The organism is Streptomyces sp. KMM 9044, from assembly GCF_024701375.2.
GTDB lineage: Bacteria > Actinomycetota > Actinomycetes > Streptomycetales > Streptomycetaceae > Streptomyces.
The window spans coordinates 1,324,632-1,342,944 of sequence record NZ_CP113910.1; the positions used below are offsets into that span (position 1 = coordinate 1,324,632).

The window sequence follows — 18,313 nt, forward strand, 5'->3', positions numbered from 1 at the left end:
GGTCGCGGACGGGGCAGGTGCGTGGAGATCCGTGAGGCCACGGAGGGATCACGCCGCGCCGGTCCGCCGGGAACCCCGGCAGCCCGTACGACGGTCGGTATGACAACAGCACGGCAACGGACGACACGGTAACACTCCGGGCCAAGGCCCCCATCGGCGCCGTACACCTGAAAGAGTCGCATCCATGCAGGTCTGGCCTGGCGAGGCGTATCCCCTCGGTGCCACGTACGACGGCGCCGGCACGAATTTCGCGGTCTTCACGGAGGCCGCGGACCGAGTGGAGCTGTGTCTGTTGCACGACGACGGCTCCGAGACGGCGGTCGAGCTGCGCGAGAGCGACGCTTTCGTGCGGCACGCGTACCTGCCCGGCATCATGCCGGGACAGCGGTACGGCTTCCGTGTCCACGGGCCGTACGCCCCCGAACGGGGGCTGCGTTGCAACTCGGCGAAACTACTGCTCGACCCGTACGCGCGCGCGATCAGCGGGTCGGTCCGGTGGGGCGAGGAGGTGTACGGCTACCGCTTCGACGCGCCCGACAAGCGCAACGACCTGGACTCCGCGCCCCACACGATGACGTCGGTGGTGGTCAACCCGTACTTCGACTGGGGCGACGACCGGCCGCCCCGGACGGAGTACCACCACACGGTGATCTACGAGGCGCACGTCAAGGGGCTCACCATGCGCCATCCGGGGCTGCCGGAGGAACTGCGCGGCACCTACGCGGGCCTCGCGCACCCGGCGGTGATCGAGCACCTGACCGGACTCGGCGTGACGGCACTGGAGCTGATGCCGGTCCACCAGTTCGTGAACGACCACCGCCTGGTGGACATGGGCCTGAACAACTACTGGGGCTACAACACCATCGGCTTCTTCGCCCCGCACAACGCGTACGCGTCCTGGGGCGACCGCGGTCAGCAGGTGCTGGAGTTCAAGTCGGCGGTGAAGGCACTGCACGAGGCCGGGATCGAGGTCGTCCTCGACGTCGTCTACAACCACACCGCCGAAGGCAACCACCTGGGCCCGACGCTGTCCTTCAAGGGCATCGACAACCCCTCCTACTACCGGCTGACCGACGACCCCCGCTACTACATGGACACGACGGGAACCGGGAACTCCCTGCTCATGCGGTCCCCGCACGTCCTCCAGATGATCATGGACTCGCTACGGTACTGGGTCACCGAGATGCACGTCGACGGGTTCCGTTTCGACCTCGCGGCGACCCTGGCACGGCAGTTCCACGAGGTGGACCGGCTGTCGTCGTTCTTCGACCTGGTGCAGCAGGATCCGGTGGTCTCCCAGGTGAAGCTGATCGCCGAGCCGTGGGACGTGGGCGAGGGTGGCTACCAGGTGGGCAACTTCCCGCCGCTGTGGACCGAGTGGAACGGCAAGTACCGGGACACCGTGCGGGACCTGTGGCGGGGTGAGCCGCGCGCGCTCGCGGAGTTCGCCTCCCGGCTGACCGGCTCGTCCGACCTGTACCAGGACGACGGGCGACGCCCGTTGGCCTCGATCAACTTCGTGACCTGCCACGACGGCTTCACCCTGCACGACCTGGTCTCGTACAACGACAAGCACAACGCCGACAACGGCGAGGACAACCGGGACGGCGAGAGCCACAACCGCTCCTGGAACAGCGGCACCGAGGGCGAGACCGACGATCCGGACGTGCTGCGGCTGCGGGCCCGCCAGATGCGGAACTTCGTCGCGACGCTGATGCTGTCCCAGGGCGTGCCGATGATCAGTCACGGCGACGAGGCCGCCCGCACCCAGCGCGGCAACAACAACGCCTACTGCCAGGACAACGAGCTGGCCTGGCTCGACTGGCCCGCGAAGCGGGGGCCCGGCCACGGTCGTGAACGCGACGAGGAGGACGGCGGGGACGCGGGCGACCCCCGCCTGCGGATGCTGGAGTTCACCCGCGCGATGGTGTGGCTGCGCAAGAACCATCCGGCGTTCCGCAGGCGCCGCTTCTTCCACGGACGGCCGGTCGAGGGCACCCACGACGACCTGTCCGACATCGCCTGGTTCACCCCCGAGGGGACGGAGATGGCCCAGCGGGACTGGGACCAGGCGCGTGCCTCGGCACTGACGGTGTTCCTCAACGGCAACGCGATCTCGGAGCCGGGCCGGCGCGGGGAGCGCATCACGGACGACTCGTTCCTGCTCATGTTCAACGCCTCCCCCGGCCCACTGGAGTTCGTGGTGCCCGTCGACCACGGCCGGCAGTGGCAAGTGGTCGTCGACACCGCCCGCGAGGACGGAGTCCCGCCGGGCACCGGCCCGAAGGTGCGGGCCGGCACCCGGCTGACCCTGACCGACCGGAGCCTGACGGTGCTCCAGCGGCCGGTGTGACGAACGGCGGCGCGGACGGGGCCGGGGGCGGGACCCGTGGCGCGGCAGCGGAGGGACGCATGGCAGGAAGGGCGGCAGGGCGGGTACGTACGTCTGCATGACCTCTGAGCGATCTGAGCGACCCGAGCCCTCGGTGCCCACCGCCACGTACCGGCTGCAGGTGCAGCCCGACTTCCCGTTCGCCGCCGCGGCGGCCGCCGTGCCGTATCTGGCCTCGCTCGGAGTGTCCCATCTGCACCTGTCGCCGGTCCTGGAGGCGGTTTCGGGCTCGCGGCACGGCTACGACGTGACGGACCCCGCGCGCGTGCGCGAGGAACTGGGCGGTGAGCAGGCGCTGCGGGACCTGTCGCGCATCGCGCGGGAGCACGGCCTCGGTCTGGTCGTGGACATCGTCCCGAACCACATGGCGATGTCCCCGCGCCACAACCGGGCCCTGTGGGAGGTACTGCGCGGGGGGCCGTCGTCGCGCCACGCGCGGTGGTTCGACATCGACTGGGAGGCGCAGGGCGGCCGGGTGCTGCTGCCGGTGCTGGGCGGGCCGCTCGGCTCGGAGCTCGGCCGGCTGAAGGTGGACGGCGACGTGCTGCGCTACCACGACCACACGTTCCCGCTGCGCGAGGGCACCGCCCGTCTGCCGCTGCCGCAGCTCCTGGACGCCCAGTGGTACCGCCTCGCGTGGTGGCGGCTGGCCCGCACCGAGCTGAACTACCGCCGGTTCTTCAGCATCTCCGAGCTGATCGGGGTACGGGTGGAGGACCCCGAGGTGTTCGAGGCCACCCACGCCAAGATCCTCCAGCTGCTGCGCGAGGGCGTCGTCGACGGGCTGCGGGTCGATCACCCGGACGGGCTCGCCGACCCGGACGAGTACCTGCGCCGGCTGCACGCGGCGACCGGGGGCCACTGGACCGTGGTGGAGAAGATCCTCTCCGACGGCGAACCGCTGCCCGCCTCATGGCCGGTCGCGGGCACCACCGGTTACGACGCCCTGCGGCATGTGGACGGCCTGTTCACGGACCCGGCCGGGACCGGGGAACTGCTCCGCCACTACCGGCGCTTCGCGGCGCCGCAGCCGGACCGGGGCGGCGCGTGGGAGGCGACGGTGCGCCGGGCCGGGTACAAGGTGCTCACGCACGAGCTGGCGGCCGAGGTCGACCGGCTGACCCGGGTCGCCCACCGCGTGTGCGCGACCTCGCCCGAGCCCGCGCTGCGCGACCGCGCGCCCTGGGCCCTGCGCACCGCGCTCGAGGAACTCCTGGTCCGGCTCGAGGTGTACCGGCCCTACACGTCCGTGGACCCGACCGGCGTGGTCACCGAGGAGTCCGCGGCCGGCGCCCGGCGCGCCTTCACCGTCCCCGAGGAGGCCGGGGCGGTGGACGCCGTACGGGATCTGGTGCTCGGACGGTACGGCGACGGGCCGCAGCAGGTGGAGTTCCGTACGCGGTTCGCGCAGACCGCGTCGGCGCTGCGCGCCAAGTCGGTGGAGGACACGGCGTTCTACCGCTACGTGCCGCTGCTGTCGGCGACGGAGGTGGGCCACGCCCCCGGCTCTCCGGCGCTGTCCCCGGAACGGTTCCACGCGTACTGCGCGCGCGTGCAGCGCGACTGGCCCGCGACCGGCACCGTCGTCTCCACGCACGACACCAAGCGCAGCGCCGATGTGCGGGCAGCGCTCCATGTGCTCACCGAGTGCCCGGGCCGCTGGGCGGACGTCCTGGCGGAGGTGACCCACGTCGGCGAGGACGTACCGGACCCGCAGCTGGCCTGGGCGGCCTGGCAGACGGTGTTCGGACTGGGCCCGGCGGACCCGGAGCGGGTGGCGGGTGCGCTGCTCAAGCATGTGCGCGAGGCAGACCTGCACACGAACTGGACAGAGCAGGAACCGGTGTACGAGGAGGCGGTGGCCCGGTTCGTGGCGACGGGGCCGTGCGGGGTCACGGGCGAACGGGTCGCGCAGTTCCGGGCCTCGCTGGAGTCGTACATCCGCGCGAACGTGCTGGGCGCCGCCCTGGTCCATCTGACGATGCCGGGTGTGCCCGACGTCTACCAGGGCACCGAGTCCGAGTACCGGGCCCTGGTGGACCCGGACAACCGGCGCGCGGTGGACTTCCCGGCCTGGGCGGCGGACGGTGACGGCGAGGACGCGGTCGGCGGTGACAAGGCGGCGGTGACGCGGGCCGCGTTGCGGTTGCGTGCGCGGCGGCCCGGGGTGTTCGGCGGCACGGCGTCGTACGAACCGCTGACCGCCGAGGGGCCGGGGGCCGCGCACTGCGTGGCGTTCGTGCGGTCCGGCGCGGTGCTGACCGCCGTGACCCGGCTGTCGCTGCGGCTGGCGGAGGCGGGCGGCTGGCGGGAGACCCGGCTGGCACTGCCGTCGGGCCGCTGGACCGACGTACTGGTGCCCGGACGGGAGTTCACGGGAGGCGTGCACGTGGCGGAGCTGTTCGAGCGGTCACCGGTGGCCCTGCTGGAGCGCGCCGGGGACGCGGACGGGGCGTAGGCCCTGTCGTCGGGCCCGCGTCGTCCGACCGGAGGACGGACCTCACGGTGTCGTGCGGGGTCCGGTGCGGCAGGTGGGGATTCCGGCCGAGCCGGGAGAGCCCGCACGGCGTCACCGGGAACAAGCCGGGCGCAAGCGGGGCACAGGGGGGTTCGGCGGCCGGGCGTGGAGCGCCCGGCAGGGTCGTCCGGGTGCTCCACCAGCGGCGGAGGTGCCGGTCATGCGCGCCGCATACGTCCCCTGGAGCCTTCCCGTCGCGCCCTTGACACCGGTCCGTGGCCGTGGGGTACTGCGGTGTGTGACGACGGCTGGTTGACGGGGGGGGTGGGTCTCCTGCCGGAGCTTCACTACCTGACGGTGGCCGAACTCGTGGCCGCCGCACGCGCGCTGACGGCCCGGCCTGTGCGTCCTGCGCCAGGTGGGACTCTCCCGCGCGGAGCGACCGCTGCACCTGTTGTCGGTGGGGCACGCCCGGCGGGCCGTCCTGGTGGTCGCGGGCGCCCATGCCAACGAGCCGGCCGGCGGGGCCACGCTGCTCACGCCGGCCCGGCGGGCCGTGGCGGAGCGGGAGCTGCGGGACGGCACGTCCTGGCACGTCCTGCTGTGCGCGGACCCCGGCGCGGCAAGCCGCCATACGGCGACGAAACCGGACAGCCTGTACGACTACCACCTGGGTTTCTTCCGCCCCGTCGGCCGGGAACAGCCGGAGTGGGCCCCGTCGGTCCTCCCTCCCGACCGGCTGCCGCCCGGGACCCTGGCCCTGGCCGGGGTCATCGACAAGCTGCGTCCCTACCCTCCAGGTATCGCTGCACGGGACCGATCTGGGCGGCAGCTGGGTCCAGCTGACGCGGGACGTGCCGGGGCTCGCCGAGCCATTCGCGAAGTCCGCTGCGGAACTGCACATCCCGGTGGAGACGGGCGCCTCGGACGCGGCGGGCTGGCCGGCGTCCGGCCCCGGAGTACGGGTGATGCCCACGGCGGGGGCCGGTCCGGCGTATCCGAGCCTGTCGGACGACGCGCGGCACAGCACCTGGTACCACGCTCACCGGTACGGCGGTCTGACGGCGGTCGTCGAGGTCCCGATGCGGGCCGGTGCCCGGGGGGACGATCCGGAGCCGCATCCGGCTCCGGCCGGGACGCTGCGGCATATCGCGGCCCGGCTCCTGCGGGACGCGGGCGAGGTGCGACAGGTGCTGAAGGAGGACCGGCCCGGGGCCGTGGAGGGCGCCGGCACCGCCGGCGGTCCGCTGCTGCGGGCGGCCACCTGGGGGCTGGAGCTGGTCCCGGGGCTGGCCGCGGACCTGGTCCGCATCCCGCTGCCCGACGACACCAGGACGTACGTGGCCAGCGTGGACGCGTTCACGCGCCGGGTGCCACTGCGGGCGGCGGCGATGCTGCTGCTGCGGAAGCTGCGGAAGCTGCGGAAGCTGCGGAAGCTGCGGAAGCTGCGGAAGCTGCGGAAGCTGCGGAAGCTGCGGAAGCTGCGGAAGCTGCGGAAGCTGCGGGAAACCGACGCGCACGCGGCGGTGCGGCTCGAGCGCCCGGTCGCCCTGTGGAGCGACGCGTTCGCCGTGCGTTTCCGGGCCCGCTGGGTGCCCGTGGCGCACCAGGTGGAGCATCAGGTCCGCACGGTCGTGGCGGCGGCGCTGCACGCCCGCGCGGGTGCGGGAGCAGGACCGGGCTGGCCCCGCCCCCTCCCGGAACTCTCGTGGGGCTAGGTCCTGTCTGGAGTTTCCCGTCGTCGCCCGAGGGGCGGCCCTGCGGCGTCTGGTGCGGTGCCTCGGTGTGCGGCCGGACCGCCCTCGTACCGGACGTACCCGGGTGATGCGGCCGTGCGGCGAGGTGCCGTGCCGGACGCCGCACGGCAGACGGGAAACTCCAGACAGGGCCTAGGGCCCGTCCAGAGCGAACACGGAGCCGGTCCGGGCCTCCATCACGCACCGGTTCGGGAAGGTCTCCGTGTACTCGACCGGCTGTCCTCGCCACTGCCCGCGCACATGGGCGGTCACCGGGGCGTAGACCATCGGGCAGTAGGTGTCCCGGGCCGGAATGCCGGTGATGCGCCCGTCCGCCGCGGCGAGTTCCTCGCAGGCCTCGGCTGCGCGCGGGTGCCCCTGGGGCGGGTCACAGAGGAGCAGGCTGCCGGACGTCGTGCCGGTCCGGGTCTCGCCCTGGTCCACACCGAGGAGAAGCCACTGGTCGGAGTCGGCTGCGCCTTGGGGGTCCGGAGCCGCCTGCGCGGGGGCGGGGACGAGGAAGGCGAGGAGGGCGGTCGCCGCCAGCAGCGCGCTCCGTACCGCTTTGGGTGAGGTGTACGTCATTCCAGATGCATCGGCACGGCGCTGCCAGAACCCCAGCCCGGCTCACCCGAACGGGAGGGGGTGCCGCGGGTGCCGTACCGCCAGTTCGAACGCGGCGACCACGACGCGCGCCTGGTACTCGACCTGACGTGCGACTGGGATCCAGCGTGTCGCGCAGGTGTCGCGGTAGTCGGTGCACCGCGCGTCGATGAGCCGGTCCAGCTCCGGCAGCACCCCGGCCGGGTCGTGGCCGGTGGCGACCAGCTGGTGCAGCAGCCCCGCGGTGCGCAGCGCCAGCCTGCGGCCCGTGATGGCGAGCGCGGTCAGCCGGGCGGTGTTCACGGGTGGAAGCGGGCGGACGCCGCCCTCGCCGTCACCCGTGCCCGTGTCGGGGTCCCAGGCGTCGGCCAGTCCGGGGCAGACCAGCAAATAGTCGCCGCCCGGGGCGAGCAGTCGGGCCGCGTCGGGGACGGCGGCCAGATGCGGCCCGATCCGGGCCAGCAGGCCGCGCAGGAACAGGGTGTCCTGGCGCAGGGTGCGGTTGACGGAGCGCAGCGCGCCCTCCGCGTCGGCGGGGAAGGAGGTGCCGGCGACGGCCCGCACACCCCACATGGGTGCCTCGACGACCGCGGCGACGGTGCCGTGGCCGTGGCCGTGGCCGTGGCCGTGGCCGTGCGGATGGAACCACGTCGACTCGACGGCGGCCATCGGTGATGGCGGCGGCCAGGCCACCCCGGCGCGGCGGCGGGATGCGGTATACGGCGGGGTCCAGGTCGGGCCAGTGCAGGGCGGCCAGGCGCCGAGTTCACGCGGGACGCCGGGGCGGGCCTCGATACCGGCGACGCGGCGGCCGAGGCCGGGCAGGTCGCGGGTGAGTTCGACGAAGCCGCCGCCGCCGACGCCGTGCAGGGAGCAGTGGAGGAAGGGCCGCAGTTCGTCCTGAAGAGCGAGCAGGGTGCGGGGCTCGGGCAGTGCGGCGGCGGGCGCACCGCCGGGCAGCCATTCGGGCTGCTCCAGGAAGCCGGGCCGGAAGAAGTTCCGGAAGTAGTGGCCCAGGGCGTAGGGGCCGGTCGGCCAGCGCTCGTTGTGGCGCAGGCCGTCGGGGTCGAGGCAGAACAGCAGGTTCCAGGTGGCGTCGGCGCCCTCGGTGAGGCGGGGGTCGGCCAGGGCACGCTCGGCCAGCCGCAGCACGGTGGCACCGCCCGCCGGTTCGTTGGCGTGCGGTCCGGCGACGACGAGGACCTGCCGGCTGCCGTGGCCGATGCGCAGGAGCAGCAGGGGCGCGCCCGCGCGGGAGGTTCCGATACGGCGCAACTGTGCGTTCCGGGGACTGCCGGCGGCCAGGGCGGCGGCCCGCGCGCCCGGTTCGTCGACGGTCGGGGAGCGCAGGAGGGACGGCAGGGCACACCTCCACGAAGTGACGCCGTCGGTCCGCCGACTCGCCCTTCACCGGGCGCGCCGGGGTACCCACGGTGAATCACGACGGCGAGGGGTGCGTCAACACCGCGGACCCTGTTGCTCCATTGCGGAGAGGGACGCCGGCCTGTCGGCGGGGCGCAGGGAACGGATCTCGCGAGGAGACGGTCCGGCCCGGCCGGCCCCTCTGGGATGCGGTGCGTGACCATCCCCCCGAATTGAGCAGCAGAGTCACGGCGGAGAGCAAAGGGAGGTCGATGATTTTCCGGACAGTCGGTCAGTTCGCCGCGAGCCGGTACGTCATCCGTCCGAAGCCGATCTGGTCGCCCTCCCGGACAACCGCCGCACCGACCACCCGACGCCCGTTCACCGTCGTGCCGTTGGTGGAACCGAGGTCCCGCAGCACCCACAGGCCGCCCTGCCGGCGGAGTTCGGCATGTATGCGGGAGACCGTCTCGTGGTGGAGCCGCAGGCCGTTGGCGGGGCCGCGCCCTATGCACAAGGAGTGGGCGGTCGCCGGATGGGGCAGCAGCAGCTTCGGCAGCCGCTCGGCCCGCCACGCCCCGCGCAGCCGTACCGTGAACCCGGAGACCGCCTCCACGGAGCCGAACACCAGGCGTGAGAAGCGGCCCTCGGTGGGCAGGTCGGCGGTGAGCGGGACGAGTTCGTCGGGGCACCGGGCCGCGAGCGCGAGCTCCATGCGCCGGACGAACGTGTCATGGGACAACCGCCCCACGGCGACGCCGTTCCGCAGCACCTTCAGCGCCTTGTCGCGCTCCGTGTCGGAGAGCCGCGCGGGGTACGTGTTGAACTCGAATGACGACGTCACACCGCCGATTGTCGGCCAGCACCGGCCGGACTGTCCAGGAGACGGCACAAGCACCGCACTGCCGCCCCCACTCCTGCGGCAACGACACCCGCCGCAAAGGGAACATTCACCGGCGGATCGATCTCCGATGTATGACCATGGTCTGGCTACATCACGGTGAGCAGACGAAGGGGAACCGTCCGTGCAGTTCGAGGTGTGGGCACCGCAGGCCGGCGAGGTGACGCTCCAGTGCGACGGCGTCACGCGCGTGTTGACGCGCGATCCGCAGCGGGAGGGGTGGTGGTGCGGTGAGGCGGACGCGCGGGACGGCTCCCGGTACGGCTTCGCGCTGGACGGCGGACCGGTCCTGCCCGATCCGCGCTCGCGCCGGCAGCCGGACGGGCCCGACGGGGAAAGCGCCGTCGTCGACCACGGCACGTTCGCCTGGCGCACGGTCTGGGACGGGCGTCCGCTGCCCGGCGCCGTCCTGTACGAGCTGCACGTGGGCACGTACACGCGCGAGGGGACGTTCGACGCCGCCGCGAAGCGGCTGGAGCATCTCGCCGGGCTGGGCGTCACCCATGTGGAGCTGATGCCGGTGTGTCCCTTCCCCGGCCGTCACGGCTGGGGGTACGAGGGGGTCGCGCTGTGGGCGGTGCACGAGCCGTACGGAGGGCCCGAGGCGCTGAAACGGTTCGTGGACCGGGCGCACGCCCTGGGTCTGGGCGTCGTCCTCGACGTGGTGCACAACCATCTGGGACCGTCCGGGAACCATCTTCCGCGATTCGGCCCGTACTTCACCGACACCCACCACACTCCGTGGGGCGCCGCCGTCAACCTGGACGCCCCCGGCTCGGACGAGGTACGGACGTATCTCGTCGGGAGCGCTCTGGCGTGGCTGCGCGACTACCGGATCGACGGGCTACGCCTGGACGCGGTGCACGCGCTGGCGGACACGCGCGCCCACCACTTCCTGGAGGAGCTGTCGGCGGCCGTGGACGCCTTGTCGGCCGGCACCGGCCGGCCGCTGTTCCTGATCGCCGAGTCGGACCGGAACGACCCCCGGGACGTCACGCCCCGCGCAGACGGCGGCCACGGGCTGCACGCACAGTGGAACGACGACTTCCACCACGCCCTGCACGCCGCGCTGACCGGGGAGTCGCAGGGCTACTACGCCGACTTCGCGCGCGCCCCGCTCACGGCGCTCGCCAAGACGCTCTCCGGCGGCTTCTTCCACGACGGCACGTACTCCTCCTTCCGCGGCCGGCGGCACGGACAGCCCCTGGACCGTACGCGGATCGCCGGGCACCGGCTCCTCGGCTACGGCCAGACCCACGACCAGATCGGCAACCGGGCCCGGGGCGACCGGCTGGCCGCGCTGGTCTCCCCCGGCCTGCTGGCCTGCGCGGCAGCCCTCACACTGACCGCGCCGTTCACGCCGATGCTGTTCATGGGCGAGGAGTGGGCGGCGGGCACGCCCTGGCAGTTCTTCACGGACCACACCGACGCCGAACTCGCCAAGGCCGTGCGCGACGGCAGGCGGCGGGAGTTCACGGCACACGGCTGGGCCGAGGCGGACGTGCCCGATCCGCAGGACCCCGCCACCCGCGACCGCTCCTGCCTGGACTGGTCGGAGCCGCAGCGCGAGCCCCATGGACGCGTGCTGGCCTGGTACCGGCAGCTCGTCGCACTGCGTCACGCACAGCCGGATCTCACCGACCCCGACCTCGCCGACACCAAGGTGGTCTTCGACGAGGAGCGGCGCTGGCTCGCCTTCCGGCGCGGGGACGTGCTGGTGGCCGTGAACCTGGCCGGTGAACCGGCCGCGATCCCCCTGGGCGTACCGCACGCGCGCGTACTCGCCGCCTGGGAGCCCGTCGGCGTACCGGGCCCGGACGGGGTCCTGCACCTGCCCGGCGAGTCGGCGGTGGTGCTGCAGCAGCAGTGAGTGCCCGGTGCGCCGGCCCGCGGCACACGGCCGTGTGCCGCGGGGTGCTTCCGGCGGATCCCGTCCGCCGGGGCACGCGGCTCGGGCGCGCCTACGGCATGTCCTCGGCGCTGCGGAGGTCCGTCACGCGCTCCAGCAGGATCGCCTCCCAGGCCCTGCGCAGCCGGACGCGCAGCAGCGGCACGGGCCCCGGCGGCGGGCCGGTGCCTTTGCCGCCGAGGGCGCCGGCGAGGTGGAGGACGGCGTCGCAGCGGGCCAGCCACAGGCCGCGCAGACAGGGGCGGGCGCCGTAGCCGGCGAGGGTGGCGGCGCGTACGGCGGCCGGGGAGCCCACGGCGAGCGCCAGGCCCGCGATGTCCTCGGCGGGGTCGCCGACCACCGCCCCGGCCCAGCCGAGGACCCCGCGTACCCGGCCGTCGGTGCTGACCACGAGACGCTCTCCGGTGAGACCGTGGTGGACGAGGACCGGCGAACCGGACTGGGCGGCGAGCCGGCCGGTGGCGGACGGCGTGAGCTGCCGCAGGCGGACGGGTGCGAACTCGTCGGCGGCGGCCAGCAGTTCGGCGGCCGGTCCGGCGGCCCGGCGCAGGGACTCCAGGGAACGCGGGGAGACACGCGGCACACCGAGCGTCTCCGCCTGCGGCACCGGTACCTCGCGCAGTCCGGTGAGCAGCCCGGCCAGATCGGTCTCACCGACGGCGGACACCCGGTGCTCCTCCGCCGACCCGCCGGACAGCCTGGTGTCCAGGGTGCAGGCCAGGCCCGGTGCCCATTCGCCGTGCGCCGTGCTCGACGGCACCGCGACCGGGACGTGGGGGCGGGCGAGTTCGCGCAGCCGCAGTTCACGGCGTCGGCGCGCGCTCGTCTCGCGGTCGAGTGCGAGGCGCAGCACCTGCCGGGTGCCGACCCACCAGGTGGCGGGATCGACGCCCTCACCGACGGGCAGCACGTCCGGTACGTCGGCGGTCTCACCGTCCCCTTCGTCCCGGAGGAGGGTACGGACCAGTCGGCGGACGGTGTCCGCGGTGGGTGTCGGTGCCTGGGTCATGGTCGCGCCGCTGTCGTTCGGTGGGCGGGGAGGGGACGTCGGGGCCGTTCAGTCCACTATGACCGGCTCCCCCGCGGCACGCTCCGTACGGGTACGGGTACGGAACACGGCGTCGGCGGCGGTGCGGGACGAGGACGTACTGCCGGTCATCCGGGCCTCCCGGGGCAGGTGCGGACGCGGGGTTACGAGCAGCATCCTGCCCGGCGGGCGGGGGCGGCGCGAGCCGGTCTGCCGTGTTCATCCGGCACGTCGCCCGTCCCGGGACGCCTGGGGAGCGGCCCCGCGCGCACACCGGCCATCAGCGTCGCACTGATGTACCCGTCCGGACGCGGCATTCCGGTTCGCGACGGCCCGGGTCCCGCCCCGCTCCCCGCCGCTCAGGTGACGAGGCCGGGGACGGCCGTGAGCTGCTGGAAGCCACCGCCGCGGTGGCGCACCGTGAGCGTCGCCTCGGCGCCCGGTCTCGCCCGGACGGCCGCGCGTGCCAGGTCGGCGGCGGTGTCGATCCGGGCGTCGCCGAAGACGAGGAGCACCTCGCCCCGCACCAGGCCCGCCGAGAACCCCGGACCCGGCACAGGGACACCGACCGCCAGCACCCCCGGCCCGCTGTCGTCCACGCCCTCCACACCGAGCCGGGCGACGACGGGCGCGGACGCCGGGGAGGGAATGGCACCCGACGGCGTCGGCCCGGACGGCCCGGACGGCGCGGCAGCACCCGCGCGCCCCGCCCGGCGTTGCAGCTCGGCGAGCCCGTCCGCGCCGACGACCGTGGCCCCCCTCGCCCCGACGCCCACCCCGGAGAACACCAGGACAGTGCCGACGGCCATCGCGAACAGCGTGGTCCTCAGCCGCCGTCCCCGCCGCCTCGCGGCATGCGGGCGCGGCCGGCCGGAACCGCACCGGGCCCCGGCAGCCCTGCCCCCCGCCCCGGGCCGGGCACCGGTGCCGTTTCCGATTCCGTTCCGGTCCGGTCCGCGCCCTCGCCCCCACCCGCGCCTCCGGCACCGGCCGCCTCTGGGCCGGGCATCGGCTTGGGCCGCAACGTAGTCTGTTCCATGGATCGCCTCCGGCTGGAGTGCTCCCCGGATCGGCGGAGACCGACGAGCCACGAAAGAGTGAGACCGGCTCTTCCTCAGGTGCGGGTGGCCATGGGCACCGCGGGTGTGCGGTCCGGCAGGAAGCCGTGGGCCCGGCCGGAAAGCCACGCGTCCTTGTAGCGGTCCACGCTGCGGTGCCAGTGCAGGATGCCGGCCATCCAGTTCCGCAGGTCCAGCACGTAGTCCCGCATGATCGCGCGTGCCTCCCGGGACAGCTCGAAGTCCTCGTACAGAACGGGCAGCTCATGCGCCACGACGTGCTCGAACTGGTCCAGGCGGCGGCTCATCAGGTCGTGGACGACGCCCAGCGCCGTCGGGTAGTCGCAGCCGAAGAAGTTCTGCACGACGAGGATCGCGTTGTGGATCTCGCCCTCGAACTCGATCTCCTTCTGGTACGAGAAGACGTCGTTGAGGAGGCAGGCGTAGTCGATGGCCGCGTTCTCCAGCGAGCGGACCGGGCCGCTGCGGTAGACCTCGGGCGGGACGGCCGGGCCGTGGCCCATCCGGCACAGGCCGAGGGTGAGGTCGGAGCCGAAGGTCTGCCGGCGCATCTCCAGGTAGTCGACCGGGTCGGGCACGCGGTGCACGATCTGGTTGCCCAGCTCCCACAGCCAGCTCTCGGTCATGGCGTTCACGGCGTTCTTCAGAGGCCCCCGCTCCTCGGGGGTCATGCCCGCCGTGGTGCGGGCCCACAGGTCGGTCAGGCCCCGCTCCATGGCGTTGGCCGCCGGGGGGACGGGTTCGCCGTCGACGGGCATGCAGTCGGACAGACGGGCGGTGGTCAGCCGGGCGGTGGCCAGGTCGCGGCGGTGCCCGTAGACGAGCGGGTAGTAGTCGTCGCCGTAGGTGCCCCAGGCGAGCCACTGCGCGCTGAGGTCGAGGGCCCCGGGGGTGGCGTCCGGGTCGATTCCGGCAGAGCACAGCGCGAGGTCGTAGGCGTCGAGCTTGTCCTCGTCCCACACGCCTTCGCTCAGGATGCCGGTCCGCCGGCACCAGTCGACGAGGGTGCCGCGGGAGGCGTCGAGGTGCGGGCTGAGCTCCAGCGGGAACGGCATGCGGATCTCGGGGATCAGGGACGGACCGACCCTCTGGTACGGCACATGGGTGTGCGCCCGCAGTCTCGCCGCGCCCGCGGCGGCGAGCAGCCCGCGCACGTCGGCGGCCGAGGTGCCCGCCCCGGTCGGCCCCGCCCACGGGGAGGTCTCCCGCGCGCCCTCGTTCATGTACCGGCTGGAGCGCATGTGCCATTCGTGGCCACCGGACTGCCAGTCCTGCAGGCCCTTCGCGTACGCCGCGACGGCCGCGACCTCGTGTGGGGCGAGGCACTTCTCCAGGGCGACCGCGGGCACTTCGGTGAACGCGGTGTGTTCGAACTGGTGCAGCCGCGAGGTGAGGATGTCGTTGACGGTGTCGGCGGCCTGCTGGGTGGTACAGCCGAAGAAGGTCTCCAGGACGAGGACGCCGTTGCTGTTCTCGCCCTCGTCCTCGACCTCGCGCTGGTAGGAGAACAGGTCGTTGCGCAGGTGCACGGCGTCGGAGAACGTCTCCATCAGCACCCTGAGCGGCCTGGTCCGGGCGACGGCGGCGGGTACTTCGGCGGTCGCGTACTCGACGAGGCCCGCCGACCACGGGGCGCCGCCGACCTTGCGGCGCATCTCGATGTACTCGACGGGGTTGGCGATCCGCCCCTCGTTGATGTTGGAGAGCTCCCACAACGACTCGTTGAGAAGGTGTTCCGTCGCGACGGCGAACCGGGCGCGCCAGTCCTCGGACATCGCGGGCACGGTGCGCGCCCACAGGTCTGCGAGGCCCGCCTCGACCGGGTTGCGCGGCTCGGGCACGGGGGCCGAGGGGTCCAGCGGCATGAACAGCGGCAGCCGGTCCAGGTGGGCCTTTCCGCCCTCACGGTCCTGACTGCGTTTGAACAGTTCCAGGAAGTGGTCGTCGAAGAAGAAGACCCACACGTACCAGTCGGTGATCAGGGAGAGGGCGGGCCCGTCGCAGTCGGGGTGGGTGTAGGCGCAGAGCAGGCCGTAGTCGTGCGCGTCGAGATCGGCCTGCTCCCAGACTCCGGATCCCTCCAGCATGCCCATCTCGCGCGCCCACGCCGACGAGTGGGCACGGGCCTGGTCGAGATGCGGGTTCAGCCGCGCGGGGTGCGGCAGGTAGAAGTGCGGAAGTTCGAACGGCTGGGTCATGGCCCGGCACTACCCGTGGCTCCGTGGCGGCATCCGCCGGCCCGGACATGATCACACCATCGCGTGAACCTCCGCCGAAATGCCGAAATTCCGGTGCGGGAGTGCCGGATGCGCGACTGTGCCCCCGGGCATGGGGGCACAGCGCTATGCCCGTACCTGGATCAGCGCGTGGGTGCCGCCGGTGCGCCAGCGCTGTTCCTCGGCCGCGACCAGTGCCTTCTCCGCCGCGGGAGCCAGTCCGGTGACGACGTCGGACTTCAGGGTGCGCAGGGCGGCGACCGGTCCGGGGAAGTAGCCGGTGACGTCTGTGAAGGGTGTGGTGGACGGCCAGGTCCGGTCACCCACCAGGCGGCGGTAGTTGAGGTCGCCCTTGACGAGGGTGAGCGCGGCCGGGGCGAAGTCGGCGCGGAGGTCGTCGGGCATCTCCTCGTACGGCAGCGGGGAGCAGGAGAACGGGTGGGCGCGGAGGACGAGTCGGCCGTCGGAGAGGGCGTCCCACAGCCGGCGGCCGTAACCGGCCGCTGTCCCCTGGGCGTTGGCCAGCCGGCGCAACGCGTCGACGACGTCGGCGGTCGTGGCGTCGGAGACGTAGTACGGGTACGGCTTGACGTGCAGCACCGCCCGGTTGATGGTTCCGTGGGCCAGCAGGTGTGCGATGAGCAGGAGGTCGGGGACGAGTTCGCGTCCGGCGTTGTCCGCGACCAGGACCAGGGTGCCCGCGCGGGAGGCGTCCAGCAGCGACCACAGTCGCTCGCTGTCGTCGGCGACCAGCGCGGGGACGGCCGCCGCGAGGTCGGCTCCCTCGGCGGAGAGCCGGAAGCCGAGGTCGGCGCGGTTTCCCCACAGTGAGCCGTGCAGCAGGGCCTGCCTCTGCTCGTCCGCGGGCCGGTCGGCGAGGTCCTCGAGCGCGGCGAGTTCCTCGTTCGTCGCGGGCGAGTCGAGTTCGGCGCGTTTGGAGAGGCAGAAGGGGTCGATCCCCTGCCAGGGGCCAGGGCCGAAGTAGCCGACCGCTTGCAGCAGTCGGCGGTAGAACCAGCTCTCGGACCACAGCCAGGGCACGTCGTACCAGGACTGTCCGGCGTACGTGTCCATCCCCCAGGCCGTCCAGCGCTCCCGGTCGTGTGCGTCGGCGGGAAGGGGTTCGATGGTGCCCCCGGTGCAGTTGGCCAGCAGGGCGTCGAGCGCGCGCTGTTGCCCGGGTTCGTACGGGAAGGCCTCGCGCACCTGCCGGATGATCGCGGGGTGCCTCTCGGCGAGCACGCCGTGCGGGAACGAACCGGGCCGGTTGCCGAGGATCACGGGAGCGGTGGGGGTGTCGGACATGCGGCTCACCGTAACGCGCGGCGCCGGGCGACGAGGTCGGCCGCCCCGGCGCCGCGGAACGGGCCGATGGGCCGCCGGGGCCACCCGCGTGGGCCCCGCAGCCTCGCGTCAGACGGGTGCGATCTCCCGCTCCAGCCGTGCGGCCAGGCTGAGATAGCGGGCCCTGCGGGTGACCGGGACCAGGCCCCGGATGAGGAGCTGCCACATCTCCGCGGTGCGTCGGGGCTGCCGGGCGACGGGTTCCCGGGTGCAGCCCACGACGCGGGTGCCGATGAAGAAGCAGACGAGGGAGTGGGCGACGACGTCGATGTCGACCTCGGGGTGGACGTCGGACTCCCTGACCGCGCCGACGAGTCGGGTGGTGACGATGTCCGTCCACTCGGTGAACGGGTGGCGGAGCGGCGGACGGGGCCGGGCGCCCCCGGTGGCGAGGCGGAGTCCGGCCCGCAGGACGGGGTCCTCGGCCGACTGGCGGGCTATGCCGAAGGTGAGGCGCATCAGCGCCTCCAGGGAGGTGTGGCCCCGGATCTCGGTGTCCCTGGCCAGCCCGCGGCAGGTGGCGGACTGGATCTCCAGGATCGCGTGTGCCAGGTCCTCCTTCGCCGCGAAGTGAAAGTACAGGGCTCCCTTGGTGACGTGGGCGTGCTCGACGATGTCACTGAGACTGGTCGATTCATAGCCTTGTCGGTCGAACAGATCGGCGGCGGCCGTGATGATCGTCGCACGGGTCTGCTCGGCGCGTACCTGCCTCGCCATCGACTGAACTCCTGAGCCGGAAAGGAACGGGGCATGCCGTTTGTTTTAACCCCACGTAGACGATAACTTACCCTGAGGCCGTATCGGTCAACCGGCCCCTCTCATCACGCGGTACACATCCGGCAATTCAGGTTCGGATGCTGAAAGAAAACAGCGCGTCCGGTATCCGAGTGTGGCAGCCGCACAGAGCAAAGGGAACGACGGACCGCCACGAGGGGAACGAGTCACGGCCGGAGGGAGCGCCGAGGGCGGCCGGCCGTGAGCCGCGGCGAGAGACGGGCATGGAGCCGTCCGGGATTCCGGGGGCCGGGGCCCGCCCGGGCCCGCGTTCCGCCCGCGTGTGCCGATGAACAGCCGCGACCGCACAGGACGTTGACCGATGGTCAGTTCGCCCGTACGCCGCGGAACCGGTTCCGTACCGTCCGCGCGGTTCGATGCACAGGGGCGTCGCCCCTCCCCGCCACCACGGAACTCACCCTTCATCACGATGCGGCAGCGGCATCTCACTTCCCGTGGCTGGTCACTTGACTACCGGCAGGAGGACGCGATTGGCTCCGGTCCCAGCGGGA

General features: G+C 73.0%; 10 protein-coding genes and 2 pseudogenes. 4 read left to right on the forward strand and 8 right to left on the reverse strand.

All coding sequences use genetic code 11. The features are described from left to right. Positions 1–184: 184 nt before the first annotated feature. From glgX to HUV60_RS05970, 3 genes and pseudogenes are all read left to right on the forward strand, one after another. Positions 185–2,353 (forward strand): glycogen debranching protein GlgX, encoded by a 2,169-nt coding sequence (gene glgX, locus HUV60_RS05960; RefSeq protein ID WP_257851818.1) that lies wholly within the window; start codon positions 185–187, stop codon positions 2,351–2,353. Between the two features lie 97 nt (positions 2,354–2,450). Further along, on the forward strand, positions 2,451–4,850 hold the full coding sequence (gene treY / locus HUV60_RS05965; RefSeq protein ID WP_257851817.1) for a malto-oligosyltrehalose synthase: 2,400 nt from the start codon (positions 2,451–2,453) through the stop codon (positions 4,848–4,850). A gap of 324 nt (positions 4,851–5,174) precedes the next feature. Next, positions 5,175–6,568: pseudogene (locus tag HUV60_RS05970) on the forward strand (M14 family zinc carboxypeptidase). Between the two features lie 171 nt (positions 6,569–6,739). Here the strand turns inward: HUV60_RS05970 and HUV60_RS05975 are convergent. From HUV60_RS05975 to HUV60_RS05985, 3 genes and pseudogenes are all read right to left on the reverse strand, one after another. Then, positions 6,740–7,171, reverse strand: a complete 432-nt coding sequence (locus tag HUV60_RS05975) for a subtilase-type protease inhibitor (RefSeq protein WP_257851816.1) — start codon at positions 7,169–7,171, stop codon at positions 6,740–6,742. Continuing rightward, positions 7,168–8,551 (reverse strand): annotated as a pseudogene (locus tag HUV60_RS05980) (M14 family zinc carboxypeptidase). The gene HUV60_RS05975 and the pseudogene HUV60_RS05980 overlap by 4 nt, the downstream one beginning before the upstream one ends. Positions 8,552–8,843: 292 nt before the next feature. Beyond that, the gene (locus HUV60_RS05985) at positions 8,844–9,395 is read right to left on the reverse strand and encodes a DUF1707 and FHA domain-containing protein (protein ID WP_257851815.1); all 552 of its coding nucleotides are present in this window, start codon (positions 9,393–9,395) and stop codon (positions 8,844–8,846) included. Between the two features lie 181 nt (positions 9,396–9,576). On the opposite strand from HUV60_RS05985, the gene treZ reads away from it, so the two are divergent. Beyond that, positions 9,577–11,322 carry a malto-oligosyltrehalose trehalohydrolase gene (gene treZ / locus HUV60_RS05990; RefSeq protein WP_257851814.1) on the forward strand — a complete coding sequence of 582 codons (1,746 nt, stop codon included), beginning with the start codon at positions 9,577–9,579 and terminating at the stop codon, positions 11,320–11,322. Between the two features lie 91 nt (positions 11,323–11,413). Here treZ and HUV60_RS05995 read toward each other — a convergent pair whose 3' ends face one another. The 5 genes from HUV60_RS05995 to HUV60_RS06015 form a co-directional block, all read right to left on the reverse strand. Continuing rightward, positions 11,414–12,370, reverse strand: a complete 957-nt coding sequence (locus HUV60_RS05995; RefSeq protein WP_257851813.1) for an aminoglycoside phosphotransferase family protein — start codon at positions 12,368–12,370, stop codon at positions 11,414–11,416. Positions 12,371–12,747: 377 nt separating this feature from the next. Further along, positions 12,748–13,197 (reverse strand): PDZ domain-containing protein, encoded by a 450-nt coding sequence (locus HUV60_RS06000; RefSeq protein WP_331461976.1) that lies wholly within the window; start codon positions 13,195–13,197, stop codon positions 12,748–12,750. A 305-nt stretch (positions 13,198–13,502) separates the two neighbouring features. Next, positions 13,503–15,665: a germacradienol/geosmin synthase Cyc2 gene (gene cyc2, locus HUV60_RS06005; RefSeq protein ID WP_257851812.1), complete on the reverse strand. Its 2,163-nt coding sequence runs from the start codon at positions 15,663–15,665 to the stop codon at positions 13,503–13,505. Positions 15,666–15,809: 144 nt separating this feature from the next. Beyond that, complete coding sequence (locus HUV60_RS06010; RefSeq protein ID WP_257851811.1) at positions 15,810–16,988, reverse strand: damage-control phosphatase ARMT1 family protein; 1,179 nt, start codon at positions 16,986–16,988, stop codon at positions 15,810–15,812. Between the two features lie 108 nt (positions 16,989–17,096). Next, positions 17,097–17,744 (reverse strand): ScbR family autoregulator-binding transcription factor, encoded by a 648-nt coding sequence (locus HUV60_RS06015; RefSeq protein WP_257851810.1) that lies wholly within the window; start codon positions 17,742–17,744, stop codon positions 17,097–17,099. Positions 17,745–18,313 lie beyond the last annotated feature (569 nt).